At 36.7% G+C, this 17,382-nt stretch carries 16 protein-coding genes; 14 read left to right on the forward strand and 2 right to left on the reverse strand.

Going from position 1 to position 17,382, the window contains the following annotated elements:
* Positions 1-2 precede the first annotated feature (2 nt).
* Genes AC1RNS_RS06590 through spoVM form a run of 6 tightly spaced genes read left to right on the forward strand, consistent with a single transcriptional unit; the run spans position 3 to position 5,068 of the window.
* Positions 3-752, forward strand: coding sequence for a Stp1/IreP family PP2C-type Ser/Thr phosphatase (locus AC1RNS_RS06590; RefSeq protein ID WP_492991534.1), 750 nt, complete (start codon positions 3-5; stop codon positions 750-752).
* A gap of 2 nt (positions 753-754) precedes the next feature.
* Complete coding sequence (pknB, locus tag AC1RNS_RS06595) at positions 755-2,731, forward strand: Stk1 family PASTA domain-containing Ser/Thr kinase (RefSeq protein WP_492991535.1); 1,977 nt, start codon at positions 755-757, stop codon at positions 2,729-2,731.
* Between the two features lie 11 nt (positions 2,732-2,742).
* Positions 2,743-3,627: a ribosome small subunit-dependent GTPase A gene (gene rsgA, locus AC1RNS_RS06600; RefSeq protein ID WP_492991536.1), complete on the forward strand. Its 885-nt coding sequence runs from the start codon at positions 2,743-2,745 to the stop codon at positions 3,625-3,627.
* A gap of 2 nt (positions 3,628-3,629) precedes the next feature.
* The gene (gene rpe, locus AC1RNS_RS06605; RefSeq protein ID WP_492991621.1) at positions 3,630-4,298 is read left to right on the forward strand and encodes a ribulose-phosphate 3-epimerase; all 669 of its coding nucleotides are present in this window, start codon (positions 3,630-3,632) and stop codon (positions 4,296-4,298) included.
* Positions 4,295-4,948: a thiamine diphosphokinase gene (locus AC1RNS_RS06610; RefSeq protein WP_492991537.1), complete on the forward strand. Its 654-nt coding sequence runs from the start codon at positions 4,295-4,297 to the stop codon at positions 4,946-4,948. Before rpe ends, AC1RNS_RS06610 begins: the two co-directional genes overlap by 4 nt.
* Before the next feature lie 18 nt (positions 4,949-4,966).
* Positions 4,967-5,068, forward strand: a complete 102-nt coding sequence (gene spoVM, locus AC1RNS_RS06615; RefSeq protein WP_283872749.1) for a stage V sporulation protein SpoVM — start codon at positions 4,967-4,969, stop codon at positions 5,066-5,068.
* Between the two features lie 249 nt (positions 5,069-5,317).
* Here the strand turns inward: spoVM and rpmB are convergent, their stop codons facing one another.
* Both rpmB and AC1RNS_RS06625 read right to left on the reverse strand, forming a co-directional pair.
* Positions 5,318-5,506, reverse strand: a complete 189-nt coding sequence (gene rpmB / locus AC1RNS_RS06620; protein WP_004227417.1) for a 50S ribosomal protein L28 — start codon at positions 5,504-5,506, stop codon at positions 5,318-5,320.
* Between the two features lie 181 nt (positions 5,507-5,687).
* Positions 5,688-6,428, reverse strand: a complete 741-nt coding sequence (locus AC1RNS_RS06625; protein WP_492991538.1) for an IclR family transcriptional regulator — start codon at positions 6,426-6,428, stop codon at positions 5,688-5,690.
* 243 nt (positions 6,429-6,671) lie between these two features.
* Here AC1RNS_RS06625 and AC1RNS_RS06630 point away from each other — a divergent pair, with 243 nt between their 5' ends.
* From AC1RNS_RS06630 to AC1RNS_RS06665, 8 genes are all read left to right on the forward strand, one after another.
* Positions 6,672-7,544, forward strand: a complete 873-nt coding sequence (locus AC1RNS_RS06630; protein WP_492991539.1) for a dimethylarginine dimethylaminohydrolase family protein — start codon at positions 6,672-6,674, stop codon at positions 7,542-7,544.
* 75 nt (positions 7,545-7,619) lie between these two features.
* Entirely contained in the window at positions 7,620-8,381 is a 762-nt protein-coding gene (locus tag AC1RNS_RS06635; protein WP_492991540.1) for a dimethylarginine dimethylaminohydrolase family protein, read from the forward strand.
* A 147-nt stretch (positions 8,382-8,528) separates the two neighbouring features.
* Entirely contained in the window at positions 8,529-9,914 is a 1,386-nt protein-coding gene (locus AC1RNS_RS06640) for an amino acid permease (protein WP_492991622.1), read from the forward strand.
* A gap of 42 nt (positions 9,915-9,956) precedes the next feature.
* A complete protein-coding gene (locus tag AC1RNS_RS06645) occupies positions 9,957-11,561 on the forward strand; it encodes a M20/M25/M40 family metallo-hydrolase (protein WP_492991541.1) in 1,605 nt (534 codons plus the stop codon).
* A gap of 259 nt (positions 11,562-11,820) precedes the next feature.
* Positions 11,821-13,137 carry a hypothetical protein gene (locus AC1RNS_RS06650; protein ID WP_492991542.1) on the forward strand — a complete coding sequence of 439 codons (1,317 nt, stop codon included), beginning with the start codon at positions 11,821-11,823 and terminating at the stop codon, positions 13,135-13,137.
* A 574-nt stretch (positions 13,138-13,711) separates the two neighbouring features.
* Positions 13,712-14,917 (forward strand): GGDEF domain-containing protein, encoded by a 1,206-nt coding sequence (locus AC1RNS_RS06655; RefSeq protein ID WP_492991543.1) that lies wholly within the window; start codon positions 13,712-13,714, stop codon positions 14,915-14,917.
* 109 nt (positions 14,918-15,026) lie between these two features.
* Positions 15,027-15,389: an Asp23/Gls24 family envelope stress response protein gene (locus AC1RNS_RS06660; RefSeq protein WP_054770620.1), complete on the forward strand. Its 363-nt coding sequence runs from the start codon at positions 15,027-15,029 to the stop codon at positions 15,387-15,389.
* 18 nt (positions 15,390-15,407) lie between these two features.
* Positions 15,408-17,057, forward strand: coding sequence for a DAK2 domain-containing protein (locus AC1RNS_RS06665; RefSeq protein ID WP_492991544.1), 1,650 nt, complete (start codon positions 15,408-15,410; stop codon positions 17,055-17,057).
* Positions 17,058-17,382: the final 325 nt, after the last annotated feature.

The following is a 17,382-nucleotide window of genomic DNA, read 5'->3' on the forward strand; positions in this document are numbered from 1 at the left end:
TGTTGAAATACACAGTCGAAAGTGATATTGGGTTAAAACGAGCAATTAATGAAGACCGTGCTGCATTTTTTAAACGTCCAGATGGACTTGCACTAGCACTCGTAGCGGACGGCATGGGTGGTCATAATGCTGGCGATGTTGCGAGTGATATGGCAATGAAACAAATGGAACATGTTTTTTTACAGGCAGAAGCACATCATTTTGCATCTACAACATCAAAAGAAGAGTGGTTATTACAAACAGTCACGCAACTGAATAAAAATATTTATGACTATTCTTTATCACATGAAGACTGTAAAGGAATGGGCACGACGTTTATTGCTGTGTTAATTGAAGATAATCATTGCTTTATTGCACATATTGGTGATAGTCGGGTGTATTATTTCTTTGATGATGGTGCACAACAAATAACAAGAGATCATTCATACGTAAATGTTTTGGTTGAAAATGGTGAGATTAGTGAAGAGGAAGCCTTGACACATCCAAAGAAAAATTTCATCCTACGAGCTTTAGGCACAGAAGAAAGCATTAAACCAGACTTTTATGAAGTGGATTTAGCATCAGAATCGTATTTACTCATTTGCTCCGATGGTTTAAGCAATAAATTAACAGTGTATGAAATGGCATCTATTATTACGTATCCAGATACCATAGAAGAAAAGGGAAGAAAACTTGTGGAATTAGCAAATGCCAGCGGGGGGGAAGACAACATCTCCCTCGTACTGCTCACAAGGCAAGATGAGGAGGTGTAAGAATGCTTGTAGGAAAACGAATTAGTGACCGCTATAAAATTATTGAACTCATTGGTGGCGGAGGTATGTCCAATGTCTATTTGGCACATGACATGATCTTAAACCGTGATGTAGCGATAAAAGTATTACGCTATGATTTCACAAATGAAGATGAATTACATCGACGTTTTCAACGTGAGGCACTTTCTGCTACAAGCCTTACACATCCAAATATTGTTAGTATATATGATGTAGGCGATGATGGAGATCTACATTATATTGTAATGGAGTATGTTCAAGGAAAAACATTAAAGCAGTACATACAGGAATATGCACCAATTTCTCCTGCTAGAAGTGTGCACATTATGAAGCAGTTGACGTCTGCTATTGCTAATGCCCATGAAAATCACATTATTCATCGTGACATTAAGCCTCAGAATATTTTAATGGATGCTGAAGGAAATGTGAAAGTAACTGATTTTGGTATAGCAATGACGCTTAGTGCAACATCCTTTACACAAACAAATTCTGTGCTCGGTACTGTACACTATTTATCACCAGAGCAGGCTCGAGGTGGTACAGCAACAAATAGATCAGATATATATGCACTTGGTATTGTATTATATGAATTATTGACTGGTGAATTACCATTTTCAGGTGAATCGGCTGTTTCGATTGCCCTGAAACATTTACAAGCAGAGACACCATCTGTACGTGCATTTGATGCTACAATACCACAGAGCTTGGAAAATGTTGTGCTAAAAGCTACAGCAAAGGATGCTGCTCATCGTTACTCCACAGTAGAAGAAATGCAGGAAGATTTAGAAACAGTTTTATCACCTAATCGTATAAATGAGCCTAAATTTGCTATTCCATTTGATAATGATGCCACTAAGGCTATACCTATTATAAAAGACCAAGCGCTACGAAATAATGAGGATTTAACGAAAACTAGAGCCATTGAACCGATTACACAATCAAAACCGAAACAAGACCCTAAAAAGACAATTGACAAGGTAGAGCCTATTAAGAAAAAGAAAAAATGGCCGAAATATGTTGCTGGGTTATTTATTGCAGTAATTGTGATGTTCTTATACTTTTTATTTGCTACGGAGCTCTTTAGCCCGAAAAAGTTTGCTGTACCTAGTGTGACAGGTTTAACTGTTGAGGAAGCAGAGAAAAGATTAGAAGCAGAGGGCTTTGTTGTAGGTGAGATAAAGTCACGTAATGATGAGGAAGTTGAAAAGGATAAGGTAATTGAAACAGACCCAGCAGAAAAGGCAGAGCGTGTCAAAGGAACGGAAGTGGATATAATCGTCAGTCTTGGAGAAGAAATGACCAAACTTGATGATTATACAGGGCGACCATTTAGCCAAGTGGAAGCATTACTAAAGGACACATTTGCGGATATAGACTTTGATGAAGTTTATTCACAAGAGCCAGCTGGCACCATTACTGGTCAGGAGCCAATAGAAGGTACTGAAGTAATCGCCAAAGATACAACTTTACTATTTAAAGTTAGTAAGGGAGTACAATTGGTTAAAGTGGGAAGTATTGTGAATTATACTAAGGCTCAAGCAGAAGCGTATGTAAAAGATAAAGGCTTAAAATTGCATATAGTTCGTGAAGAAAATCACAATACAATACCAGCGGGAAGTATTATTTCACAATTGACAAAAGCTGAAGCAGAAGTTGAGGTAGGTTCAACAGTAAGTGTTATTTTAAGCAAGGGACCTGCTAAAAAGCCTGATAAACCTTTTGTCGAAACAATCAAAATTGAGTATAAACCAAATGAGGAAGGCTTAGAACAAACCGTTCGAATTGAAATTCAAGATAAAACACATTCAATGGTAGATACGTATGACACATTTCCTATCACGGCTGATATTGAATACAAAATACAGCTTGTTATTGGGGAAGGTCAGGAAGCGGCCTATAAAATAATTCGTGATTCGGAAATCATTGCTTCACGTAAAATTAACTATGATGATATTAAATAAGGGGGAATTGGATGGCGCAAGGCCAAATACGCAAAGCATTAAGTGGTTATTATTATGTCTATGATGGAGCTCAACTCATACAATGTCGAGGACGTGGGGTATTTCGCAATCGCGGGGAATCCCCACTCGTTGGCGACATGGTAGAATACACGCTTGAAACAGAGGGATCAGATGGTACTATTCAAAAAATAATGGATCGCCAAAATGAATTAGTACGCCCTCCAATTGCTAATATTGATCAAGGCATTCTTGTGTTTTCTGTAAAAGAACCAAATTTTAATACAATTTTATTGGATCGATTTTTAGTTGTCTTAGAATCATTTCATGTTCACCCGATAATTTGTTTAACAAAAATGGATCTGCTAGAGGAACATGAACGTGAGGAATTGCAAAGCTATATAAAAGATTATGAAAGCATGGGTTATACTGTACTGCAAACCTATAAAGGGGAGGAAGAATTAATTGAACGGCTTCAGCCGATTTTAAAAGGAAAAACCTCTGTGTTAGCAGGACAGTCTGGTGTTGGCAAATCAACACTGTTAAATACTTTAATTCCAGATTTAAATTTAAAAACAGGCATTATCTCACAAAGCTTAGGACGTGGAAAACATACGACACGCCATGTAGAATTAATAGAGGTATGTGACGGTCTATTAGCAGATACACCTGGATTTAGTTCTTTTGATTTTGATGACATTGAAAAAGAAGAATTAGGCGCATGTTTCCCTGAAATGGTTCAAGTGGCGGAGGATTGTAAATTCAGAGGTTGTTTACATTTAAAGGAGCCAAAATGTGCAGTGAAGGTAGCTGTAGAGGCGGGAGAAATTCGTGAATACCGCTATAAGCACTACGAACAATTTATGCAAGAAATTATGGATCGAAAGCCGAGGTATTAATGATGATACAAATTGCACCATCAATTTTAGCAGCTAATTTCGCTAAATTAGGAGAAGAAGTAAAGGAAGTAGAAAAAGCGGGTGCCCAACTTATTCATATTGATGTAATGGATGGTCATTTTGTGCCGAATATTTCCTTCGGCTCTATCGTATTAGACGCCATTCGTCCTTTAACTGATTTACCACTAGACGTACATTTAATGATTGAAAATCCTGATCAATATATTGAACAATTCGCCAAAGCGGGAGCAGACTATATTACGGTACATGTTGAAGCTTGTCGCCATTTACACCGTACTATTCAATTAATTCGCTCATTAGGAGTCAAACCTGGTGTTGTGTTAAATCCGCATACACCGATAGAATCGATTCAACATATTTTAGAGGATATTGATATGGTGCTGTTTATGACAGTGAATCCAGGCTTTGGCGGACAGCAATTCATCCATTCTGTGGTGCCGAAAATTGAAGCTTTAGCGGCTATTATTAAAGAGCGCAATCTTGATATTGCTATAGAAATAGATGGAGGCATTAATGCAGAGACAATTGTGCCTTGTGCAAAGGCAGGGGCGACAATTTTTGTAGCAGGCTCAGCAATTTATAGCAAAGAGGATCGTACAGCAGCACTTCAGGAAATTCTTGCTGCTGGTGAGGCAGCGATTAAAGGATGACACTAGTTGTTGTTTGTGCTGGTGGTCCTAAAGAGGAGCTATGTTCATTCGTTCCATTTACAAAGAAAGAGGATGTACTATTTATTGGGGCTGATCGAGGAGCACTATATTTAATCGAGCAAGGCATTACACCACATGCGATTGTTGGAGATTTTGATTCTTTAACACATGAGGAATATGAGCTTGTAATGAAGCATACCAATGATAGACAGCGATTTCAGGAAGAAAAAAATGAAACAGATACTGATTTAGCACTGTTAAAGGCCTATACCTACCAACCATCGGAGATTGTACTCACAGGTGTTACTGGTGGACGCTTGGATCATTATGAGGCAGCAATCCGCTCCATTTATCGTTTGCAAAGGGAGCATCCGCATATTGTCTTAAAGATTATGAATCATGCAAATCTATTACAATTTTTAATGCCAGGTACTCACACTATTCAAGCAGATGAACAGTACCGTTATTTATCTTTTTTTGCACATGAAGAACCGATTAAAAATGTTACATTAAGGCAAGTGAAATATGAAACAACCAATGAAGAAATTACTTTAGGTACATCCCGATTTACAAGTAATGAAATAATAGGTGATTCAGGGTCTATATCTTTCTCACAAGGCATATGTTTAATGATAAGAAGCATAGATTAGCGTGAGGAGGAGATAGTCCTGAAAGTCTATACTTTTCAGTTGCCAAAAGTTGTGAGTAGTATTACACGTACATGTATTAATCTTTTTAAAAAAGACAAGAAAGTAAAAAAATCCGACTAACTCTGGTCGGATTTTTTTCTGTTCCAGCGTTTGAAATTTTCTATTAGACTGTTCGATTATTAGAATCTTTTTTATAGTTCTGAGCGAATAAATTTAAAGCCTCTATTCATTATGTTCAGTGTAATGAATAGAGGCTTTAGCTGCTTGTTGCACTATATTTAAATGTACAAAGGCGGTTGGTAGTATGCCCAATTAGAAAGAAAAAAATCGATTTGCGCTATAGCCAAATCGATTTTTTAGAAGCAGCGATTAAACGCGCTCGATTTTACCTGATTTTAATGCACGAGCAGAAACCCATACACGTTTTGGTTTACCGTCAACTAGGATACGAACTTTTTGAAGGTTAGCACCCCAAGTACGTTTGTTAGCGTTCATAGCGTGGGAACGGTTGTTACCAGTACGAGCTTTACGTCCAGTGATTACACATTGTTTTGGCATGTTGTATTCCCTCCTTACTGTTAATGCTGAAAGATTATTATTTCAGTTCGGTATTTCACATACCATAATAATTTAACATACCATGACGTTCAGTGCAACAGTTTTCACATAACCTTTCAAGAAAAAAACCTTTACAGACAGAAAACCATTCTCTAATTTTGTTTAATAAAGAGAAGGCTTCTTATTTTCCTCGATAGCCAAGCCTAGCTGAGACATCTTTACCAGTTTTCACTAGAGAATCTGTTAGGTTTTCAATATGTTCTGGAGAAACATTGAAGCTTACAAAGCCTATGCTTACGGCACCTACTACCTCACCAAAACCATTTAGGATGGAGACGGCAATAGAAGAGGTCCCTGCTGTTCTTTCTCCATGACTAATGGCAAATCCTTGTTGTCTTATGATGGCAAGTTGTGCCTCAAATTCAGTGATTTCTTCATGTGGCATGAGTTGCTCCATGATTTCTTTTCCTTGAGCAACAGGCATAGCAGCTAAGATAGCTTTATTTGCAGCACCTATATGCATTGGTATACGAATTCCCAGCTGATCGTAAATACGAATTGGATTAGCAGCGCTGTCTATTCTTTCAATAATAATCGTATCTAATCCAGCAGGTTTACTTAAATAAACGCTTTCCTCTACTTTTCTCGCTAAACGCTCTAATTCAGGTCTTATTTTACTAATGTAATCCATCGTATCATACACTTGTAAACCAAGCTCCATCCATATTGTACCGAGTCGGTATTGTTTTGTCTGCTCGTCTTGCTCAATCATTCCTTGCTTAATCATCGCTTTTAAAATTCTATGTAATGTACTAAGCGGCAAATCACATTTTGCCGAAAGCTCTGATATGGACAAGCTGTTTTCACTTGTTTCAGAAGCTAAAACTTTAGCAATCGTCATTGCACGTTCTAATAATTGCATATCATTCCCACCTCTCCTTCCTATTATTTTATTTTTATTCCTTGTCTGCGTCTAGCTCTATAATCACAGTATTGCCTTTACATTAGAAAGCATTATAAGTATTCAATTTTATCGCAAAGAGTAGTATGAATATAAAAATTTTTCTAAATATATTGACAGTATAGCATAAAACACATATATTTTTCTTATAAACTTTCCTCTTAACGGAAACGTTTTCCACCAAACGGAAAAGGGGTGAAAGGAATGCATTATTGTTCATCAATGTATGCACCTTTAAAACACGTAATAGTAAAACATCCACAAGATGCTTTCCGAAGCCAGGATCATCTTAGAAATGAATGGAAAACATTTAACTACTTATCAGAACCAAATTTTGATGAGGCACAAAGAGAATATGCAGAATTTATTGCGATTCTTAAAAAGTATGTTGACAAAATTGATTATTTACCAGAATCAGAGAATGTAGGCTTAGACTCCCTTTATGCACATGATCCAGTCAAATTTACGCCAAAAGGAGCTATTATTTTAAAATCAGGTAAAACACTCAGACAATCTGAAGCAGCCATTTATAAAGATTTTTTACAAGAAAAAGGTATTCCAATCATTGGCGAATTAAAAGGGGATGCAGTTTCAGATGGCGGCGATATTGTTTGGCTTGATGATCAAACACTTGTTGTAGGGAGAGGGTATCGAACAAATGATGAAGCAATTCGTCAGCTAAAGGATATGACAGCTGGTATCGTTGATGAATTTATTGTTGTACAACTTCCACATGATTTAGGAGAGGCAGAATGTTTACACTTAATGTCCTTTATTAGCATGGTTGATAAAAATCTGGCGGTCGTACATTCGCGATTAATGCCAGTATTCTTCCGTCAGCTACTAATCGAACGAGGTATTCAATTAATTGAGGTACCAAAAGATGAATACGACGAATTAGGCTGCAATGTGCTAGCACTAGCACCAAGAGTATGTATAATTCCACAAGGAAATCCATTAACAAAACAGCAGCTACTTGATGCAGGGGCTACAGTTTATGAATATAAAGGTAATGAAATCTCAGTAAAAGGGACAGGTGGACCAACTTGTCTAACTTGTCCAGTGATAAGGGGATAAAGTGAAGGAATGCTCTTCATCCCTCTGAATAGCAGGTATTGCTAGGAATATAAGATATAAAAGGAGACAAAATACATGTTTAAAAATGTTATTGTAAAGAATCCAGGTAATAGTTTTGTAAACGGTTTAACAACAAGTGATTTAGGAAAACCAGTATTGGAGAAATTATTTGAACAACATGAAAAGTATGTGGAAGCGTTAAAAAAATGTGGCGTAGAAGTAACTCAGCTTCCTGCAAATGAGGCATTTCCAGATTCAACATTTGTAGAAGACACTGCTGTTTTAACATCTGAGTTTGCGATTATTTCAAATCCGGGTGCAGAGGCTCGCAATCGTGAAATAGAAGATATCGAACCAACGGTAAAGAAATTCTACGAGAAATTATATTATATTGAAGGTCCTGGAACACTAGATGGTGGAGACGTGCTACAGGCTGAAAAGAAATTTTATGTTGGTATTTCTGAGAGAACAAATGAAGAGGGAGCAAGACAATTTAAAGAAATAGTTGAAAAAGAGGGCTATGAGGCAACGATTATCCCACTAAAAGAATTCTTCCATTTAAAAACAGGGATTGCCTATGTGGGTCAAAATCGCATGGTTCTTGCAGGTGAATTTATCGATCACCTAGCCTTTGCCTCTTATGAAAAAATTATCATTCCAAAAGAACATGAGTATTCAGCAAATTGTATTCAAGTGAATGATTATGTGATTATACCAGCCGGCTATCCAGAAACTAACCGTAAGCTAAATGATTTGGGCTATCAAACAATTGAGCTTGAGATGTCTGAATTCAGAAAACATGACGGTGGACTAAGCTGTTTATCGTTACGCTTTTAATCAAATGTACAACTACCCAATCAATTTATAAGGGATAAATTGATTGGGTACTTTAATACTTGAAATATCAGAATATTTACTATTTTGAGGATATGTGGAAAGTGGGGATGGAATGTGAATAACGGAGAACAACTTTTAAACCGTTCAATGAAAAGCCGTCATTTATTGATGCTATCACTTGGCGGCGTTATTGGGACAGGTTTATTCTTAAATGTTGGCTATACAATCAATCAGGCAGGTCCCGGGGGAGCTTTAATTGGGTATTTGTTTGGTGGTTTAATATTATATATGGTTATGAATTGTCTTGGAGAACTTGCTGTTTATATGCCTGTAACAGGATCTTTCCAAACCTATGCAACACGTTTTATCAGTCCATCAGCTGGTTTCTCATTAGGATGGATGTACTTTGTTGGATCGGCAGCAACAGCTGGGGTCGAATTTACTGCTGCTGGAATTTTGATGCAGCATTGGTTTCCGAATGTGCCAATTTGGATCTGGTGTGCAGTGTTTATGGTTCTTCTATTTGTCTTAAATGCACTAACAACAAAGGGTTTTGCAGAAGCAGAATTCTGGTTTGCGAGTATTAAAGTCATTGCGGTCATAGCATTTATTATTATTGGGGGTGCTGCGATTTTTGGTTTGATTCCATTAGCGGATCGCCCTACACCACATTTTGCAAATTTAGCACCTTCTGGGTTATTCCCGGCAGGAATAAGTATTATCTTTGTCACGATGATGAATGTTATCTTTTCTTATCAGGGATCTGAGCTTGTTGGTATTGCTGCTGGGGAAACGGAGAGTCCTGAAAAAAATATTCCACGAGCAATACGGACAATTCTTTTTAGAATCATTGTTTTCTATATTGCTTCTATTATTGTATTGTCTGCAATATTCCCTTCTTCTGAGCTGGGCTTATTAGAAAGTCCATTTGTCACGTTAATGAATTTAGCTGGTGTTCCATATGCTGCCGGTATTATGAATTTTGTTATTTTAACGGCTATTTTATCAGTAGGAAATTCATGCTTATATGCATCAACACGATTGCTATGGTCGATGTCTAAAGAGGGAATGGCTCCAAAATTATTTGGACGTCTCACTAAAAATAAAGTGCCCTTGAATGCATTGATCTTTACGATGCTTTTCTCATTGCTCTCGCTCTTAACAAGTGTAATGGAAGCAGATGCAGTATTTGTTTTACTCATGTCTATTGCAGGAATATCCGTTACGATTTCCTGGATGGGAATATGTGCTTCTCAATTGATGTTCCGCTATCGTTATGTAAAGGCTGGAGGGAATGTAGCAGATTTAAAATTTAAAACGCCATTTTATCCATTAATCCCAGTGTTTTGTATAAGCTTTTGCGTGATAATCCTTGCCTTTTTAGCATTCGATCCAACGCAAAGAATTGGTTTACTCTATGGTATTGGATTCTTTATCGCATGCATGATTTTCTACAAGGTGAAATTGAGTAAAACAAATACGGTTTCTTCTGAGCTGGAAATAACAGAACAAGAATCACTAGATAGACAATGAAATGCATTCGATCTTAAGAAATCGAATAAAGGAGACTTTTTTATGAAAAATTATTATTGGGACTCACCTGAAAAATTAAGAGCATTGTTATGTGAAATTGTTAGCTGGGAAAGTAGAACACTAACGAAAGGTGAGAATGAGTTTGCCTATAAATTAAAAAATATATTGCAAACGCTTTCTTATTTTCAAGATAATCCGCAATTCATTGAGCTGCATGATGCAGGACTTGGGCGTAATGCTGTAACAGCCTTGTATAAGCATCCAACTGCTACAGAGACAGTGGTACTAATTAGTCATTTTGATACTGTCCATACGGAGGAGTATGGTGAGCTTGAACCTTTTGCCTTTTATCCAGAAGAATTAACGAAAAAGTTAATGGAGCCAAAATACAAAAAGGATTTACCTGAGACCGCAAGAATTGATTTAGAATCTGGTAATTATCTATTTGGCCGTGGAACGATGGATATGAAAATGGGACTTGCATTGCATATGCAATTAATTGAAAAAGCAAGCATAGAACAATGGCCCATTAATTTAATTTTAACGGCTGTACCTGATGAAGAAGTGAATTCGGCGGGGATGAGAGCGGCAGTTGTGGAGCTAGTCAGACTTCGTGAACAATATGGTTTATCTTATAAACTATTTTTAAATAGTGAGCCTTCTTTTTCACAGGGACCTGCTGATATAAATGAATATATCTATTCAGGAACTATCGGTAAAATTATGCCTGCCGCTTTATTCTATGGTAAAGAGACACATGTGGGAGAGCCATTAAAGGGGATGACCGCGAACTTTATTGCTTCTTATATGACACAGCATATGGAGTGGAATCCAATATTCCGTGAAACAGATCTTGGTGAGAGTACACCATTACCCGTATCCTTACAATTAAAGGATTTGAAAATGGAGTATTCCACACAAACGCCATATCGAGCGGCTGCTCTTTACAATGTGTTCCTATTAAAGAGAACTGCATACGAAGTAATGGATATATTTGAGCAAGTAGCTTTAGAGGCTATGTCAGGTTGTAATCAGTCCTATCAACAAATTTGCGAGCGGGAAAAAGTCAAAGGTGTTGGGGAGGTGAAAGTCCTGCGCTATGAGGCACTTTTGGAGCACGCAATTCATAAACTAGGCGTCGAGGAAGTGGCATCCATAAAGCGACAGGTTCTAGAAAACAGTGTATGGGATGATCGTGAGAAATCCATCCGAATTGTGGATCAGCTAATGATTCGGTGTCAAGAACTTACGCCAGCAACTGTATTACTGTATGCTCCACCTTACTATCCTGCTATCAATTCATCGAATCATCCATTAGTAATTCAATCGATTGAATTGATGAAGAAAACAGCCAAAACATTTGATATTGAAGTAGAGCAAATTCATTATTTTAATGGTATTTGTGATTTGAGCTACGTGAACTATTCAGATGATTCAAATGGATGGACTGCTTTTGAGCGCAACACACCTGTATATGGCGATACGTATAGTATTCCATTTGAAGCCATGTCTGCCTTACAATGTCCTGTTCTGAATGTTGGTCCCTTCGGCAAGGACGCCCATCAAAAAACAGAAAGATTACATGTGGACAGTGCCTTTAAGGAAATGCCTGTGATGCTTGATACTCTTATTAAGAGTCTATTTTAATAGTAGTAGATTTATCATCATTCAGCAAATGTTTTCCGTAGCGAAAGCAAAGCTGCAGCTACAAATGTTTTCTGTATCGAAAGCATAGTGGAAGATACAACTACGCCAAGACGAAATTGATTGAGAGCGACTTATGCCTATATGGAAAAGTCGCTCTTCTTTCATTGGCTTTTAGATAGGAGAATTAGTTAATTTGTAACAGGTTTGATATGGTAAAATAAAAAAGGGAATTTAATTAAAAATAAACGGAGGGAAATAGATGAAGAAATATATTATCACTTTGCTAATCGTTTTAGCTTTTTTAACAAATCCATTGTCATCTAAAGCGGAAGTACAGTGGGACGGGTCTCAAGTTGCGAAGGGGCAAACGGGAAAAATGACCTTTACAAAAGATGTAAAAGTATATAAGAAAAATGCAAATGGTACGTATAGCTCGATGACAGTTAAGCGCAACAACTATTTCCGTGTGTATGATATTGAAAAGTATGACAATAAAACGTTTTATTGGATGAGCTCGGGTTACCGTGTACAAGCAACAGATTTAGTTGTTTTTAAGAAAGTACCTCTAAACATACGCGCTTCTTTTTATGATAATCCTGGCTATATCAACATCAATGGTCAAGCCTCAAACTTAAACTATGGAACACATTATTTAAAAGGATTTGAATATGGGGCACCTAGTTATGATATTGTTATTGGTGAAAATCTATACTACGATTATACGTACCCATCTGAGGGAAATATTAGAGGGGGCTATATTGATGCCACTGATATTCGCATTGCCGAAACAATAAAAAGAGATAAAGGACTCTATAAGCTAACAGCCGATACACGGCACTTAAGAGGTCCAATGGCTGGAGGAAATGCGGGAGGAAAATATTCAAAAGGAACTGTTTTTCAATCGTTAGGGCTTGAAATAAATGGATATCTTAGAATGCAAGAGCTTGGAACATGGGGAGAAGATTTTATTTTTACATATATTCCTGTAACATTACTCCAACCTGTGCAAGCTCAAGAGAAACGCTATATTCGATATGGTGTTATTGGTAAAGGTAATAAGTCAAGAGAGCTAAAGCGTTTTGATGAAGTAATGTTATTGACGGAAAAAAATATGACAGCTTGGATTGAGATAGATGGGGAAACATATTATGTACCGAAAAAAGTCCTAGCTACCATAAAACCGAACGAATCACCGATTATTACATCATCATTCTTGCCAAATGATACGCTTCAGCAACTAGTATATACGAATGGTGTATATAAGAAAAAGGCTAATAATCGTTTTGAGGTGCAGAACAACAATCAGTTCATTGACTATCATGAAACAGAACAAACCTTTAATTATGAAAAGGATGGTATCAAATATATTTTTGATAAGCCAGTTACAGAAGGCTCAAAAGTGACTAAAATAGAGAACGGAATGAAAAATGAAGGGTTTGTTCGTGCCATTCATTACACATTTACAGAATCATCAGGTACGTTCGACAATGTTGTGGAAACGTCCTATGGTGAATTTTTTGCACCAGGCTATGGTTATATTAAGGGATATAGCAGCGAGCTAAGGTCTTATGAATAACCAAACCTTTGCTTTTTTTGCTTGAAGGGTGAAAATCTTAATAAACAGGTGAGGAAAAAGAATAGTTTTTCCTCACCTGTTTAATTTTAGGGCTTTGATTGTCCTAACCCTCCATTTAGCTGTGACGTAACGATAAGTTGAATTAAAAAAAGTATGAATCGTACAAATGGCAACGAACAAAAAGTGATTATAACTGAACAAGTCATGGGCTGATTTAGAACATATAGATGCTTCTAATAAAAATACCGAATTAGGGATAGCTATTGAAGATAAAAATTATTTGGGAAAGGATATGGGATGTCCAGCAATGCAAGAGCAATCTTTTCCTATAAAAGAATAGGATAAAATTGTAGGAGATTTAAGACGGGATTATTTAAAAGCTGATATATTGCGTTTCGTTTACGAATGAGTATCCTTAAAAATAGAATTTACGAAGTCAAAAAAGTAATGAATGTGAATAGCAACTATTTTCAATTGTATTTCAACAATTTTTAGGATACTACTTGTATTTTTTATTATTTAGACGATAAATATAGGAAATATTATTTACTAAAATGCAATAGGAGCGGACAGTATGGAAAATCAAGAAAAACTTGCTCTCGCTATACGTAAAGAAATGGTCTATTTTAATTTGAAGCGTATGCGGACAGTGGCATGGTCATTGATGTATGTATCAGCCGTCGTTACAATCATACATTATGGTGAGGTTTTCTTTTCAAAAACAGAAAGAGTGATGGTGCCAGCTTATATTGCGATTCATGTTATTTTGTTTTATATTGATTTGGCTGTTTTATTACTTATTAAAGAAAAGAAATTACATGTTACATTCTTAAATTTGCGCAAATATGAAATGATCCTACTTATGTATATTTATATAGTTTTATTGTTAATTACAGCTATCACAGTAATGGATGTATATTATTTTAAGCATGCGGCTTTATATGAGGTGCTGTTTTTAATTATTTGTACGGTTTTCGCCATTTCTTTTCGTAAGATATATCCACTTGTTGTAGTAACAGCACTAGCAATTTTTATCAGTGCTTATTTGGGTAATGGAATATTAGGTGAAAGTATCAAAGTTTTCCTGCCGATGTCCCTTATTCTTCCGATAGGGTTCGTTATTCAGCATCATATCTACAAGGTTCAGAAACAATTTATAACGCAACATATTTTGTTGGGAGAAGAAATGACGAAATCCAAGCAATTATCAAAATTATTAGCTGAAAAAAATAATGAACTGTCAGAGCAAGCACTTCGTGATTCGTTGACAAATCTTCCAAATCGACGAGCTTTTAATAACAAACTTACGCAAATAGGGCAGCAGCTTCATAAAGCCAAAAACATAACAGTGATGATGATTGATATTGATTTCTTTAAAAATTTCAATGATTATTATGGTCATTTACAAGGTGATGAGGCATTAATCAAGGTTGCTGCTGTACTAGACGAAATTGCTGGAAAGTATAATGCGTTTGCTGCACGATGGGGAGGCGAAGAATTTGTAATTATTAGCCAACATGCATCCAAATTTGCTGAGCATGTTTGTGAGGAAATTTTAGAGGAAGTCCGTAGTTTAAACATTCGTCACGAACATTCAAAAATAGCCGATACCGTAACAGTCAGTATCGGAATGTGCCATGCCAAAATTTCAACTATTGAACAATTAGAAACATGCTGTGAATTAGCTGATCAAGCATTATATAAAGCAAAGCAAAACGGTCGTAACAACTTTTATGGCAAAAATGAATTATTCGATGAAGGTGTATTTCATCCTATATAATGCCATTAAACGTTGATACAGAGCGTTTTCATGCCCTCTTAGGTTGCTTATTGTATAACGAAAGTGTTACAATATAATTTAGTCAAAAAGAGCCAAGGGGGGCATTTCTATGTCAATTGAATTAAACAATGAATTCGGCCAAATTGATATTTCAACAGATGTACTTGCACAAATTGCTGGTGGCGCTGCTGTAGAATGCTACGGTATTGTTGGCATGGCATCTAAACATCAAATTCGTGATGGTCTAACTGATATTTTACGTAAAGAAAATTTTGCAAAAGGTGTTGTTATTCGACAGCAGAACGACGATTTACATATTGATATGTACATTATTGTTAGTTATGGTACGAAAATCTCGGAAGTGGCTTACCAAGTACAGTCTAAAGTGAAATATACAGTGGATAAAACGTTAGGTATGAGCGTAAAATCTGTCAATATTTTTGTGCAGGGCGTTCGTGTAGCGAATGATTAAGAGGAGGAACTAAATCGAATGCAGTCTTTAGACGGAATAAAGTTTGCGGAAATGGTGCAAATGGGTGCGCATCACCTATTCCAAAATGCAAATTATGTTGATTCATTAAATGTATTTCCAGTGCCAGATGGCGATACAGGAACAAATATGAACTTATCGATGACATCTGGCGCCAAGGAAACAGAGCATTCTGCCTCAGAGCATATCGGCAAAACAGCACAGGCTTTGTCAAAAGGTTTACTTATGGGAGCGCGTGGTAATTCTGGCGTTATTCTATCTCAGCTATTTCGAGGCTTTGGTAAGTTTATCGAAAAAGAGGCGACAATTGACGCAAAAGGATTTGCAGGTGCCTTCCAAGCTGGCGTAGATACGGCTTATAAAGCAGTCATGAAACCTGTTGAAGGTACGATTTTAACAGTTGCTCGTGAAGCGGCAAAAAAAGGCGTTGAAGTAGCTGAAACTGAAAACGATATCATTGCGGTGATGGAGGCATTTACAGCGGAAGCAAAAGCATCCTTAGAGCGTACACCTGAGTTACTTCCAGTTCTTAAAGAGGTGGGTGTTGTTGATAGTGGTGGTCAAGGTCTTTTATTTGTATATGAAGGGTTTTTAGCTTCCTTGAAAGGCGAACCATTACCAGAGAAAAACGAAGCGACGTTAGATGATCTAATTAATGCAGAACATCATAGAGCACAGGATTTCATGAATACAGCGGACATTGAGTTCGGTTATTGTACGGAAATTATGGTGCGCTTTGAGGAAGGCAAAGAGCCTTTTAGTGAAGAACAATTTAGAAATGAGTTAAACCCTCTTGGTGATTCTTTGCTGGTGATTTCAGATGAAGAAATTGCAAAAGTGCACATCCATTCTGAGCAGCCAGGTGCTGTTTTAGCAATGGGACAAAAATATGGTAGTCTTATTAAAATTAAGGTTGACAATATGCGTGAACAACATTCTGCAATTGTTGGTGAGGATCATAGAGCAACGACTACAGTCAAAAAGGTTGAAAAACATCCATATGCTATAGTAACAATTGCAATGGGTGAGGGCGTAGCTGAATTACTTCGTTCAATCGGTGCATCTTACGTAATTGAAGGTGGTCAAACAATGAACCCTTCAACTGAGGATATCGTGAAAGCAGTGCAAGAAATTGGTGCTGATAAGGTGTTAATTTTACCGAATAACAAAAATATTGTCATGGCAGCTGAACAAGCGGTTGAGCTTCTAGATATTGAAGCAGCAGTAGTACCTACTAAAACTATTCCTCAAGGGATGGCAGCTATTTTATCGTTCAATCCAGAAGCGACAGTTGGCATAAACCAAGCAGCAATGACAGAAGCGTTTGCTAACGTAAAAACGGGGCAAGTAACTTATGCAGTGCGTGATACGTCTATAGATGGCATCCAAATTCATAAGGATGATTTCATGGCTCTTGCAGAAGGAAAAATTGTATTGTCTACACCAGCATTAAAAGATGCAGCTGAAAAGGTAATTACTGATTTAGTGGATGAAAATGCTGAAATTGTGACAGTTATTTATGGTGAGGATACAACAGAAGAAAGTGCCTCTGAGTTAGTAAAGTTTATTGAAGAGAACTATCCAGAGGTAGAAATTGAGTTATTTAATGGTAAACAAGGATTATATCCATATATTATTTCAGTAGAATAATTCGATGCTACTTAGCAAATGAATAGATAAAGCAGTGCACAGTTCGTGTACTGCTTTTGTTTATGCTATAAGGAGAATAGAAGATAGTTACTGACTTACAGTAGCCATAAATAAACAACTCACTGTACGTACCTAGAGGACGATAAAATTGGAAATGCTGGGATATAAGCCTTTCGATGCTACTGTATGTAGAGAATGGACAATAAATAACAATATTCTCATCGTGTAAATTATAGTCGTGTAAATTTTCTGAAAGTTGATAAATTATTGCTTTACTTTTATAGTTACTATCAAGCATGATATAAGTAAATGTAAATATTATTAT

It is taken from the genome of Lysinibacillus sp. GW821-FHT14F06 (genome assembly GCF_058803665.1).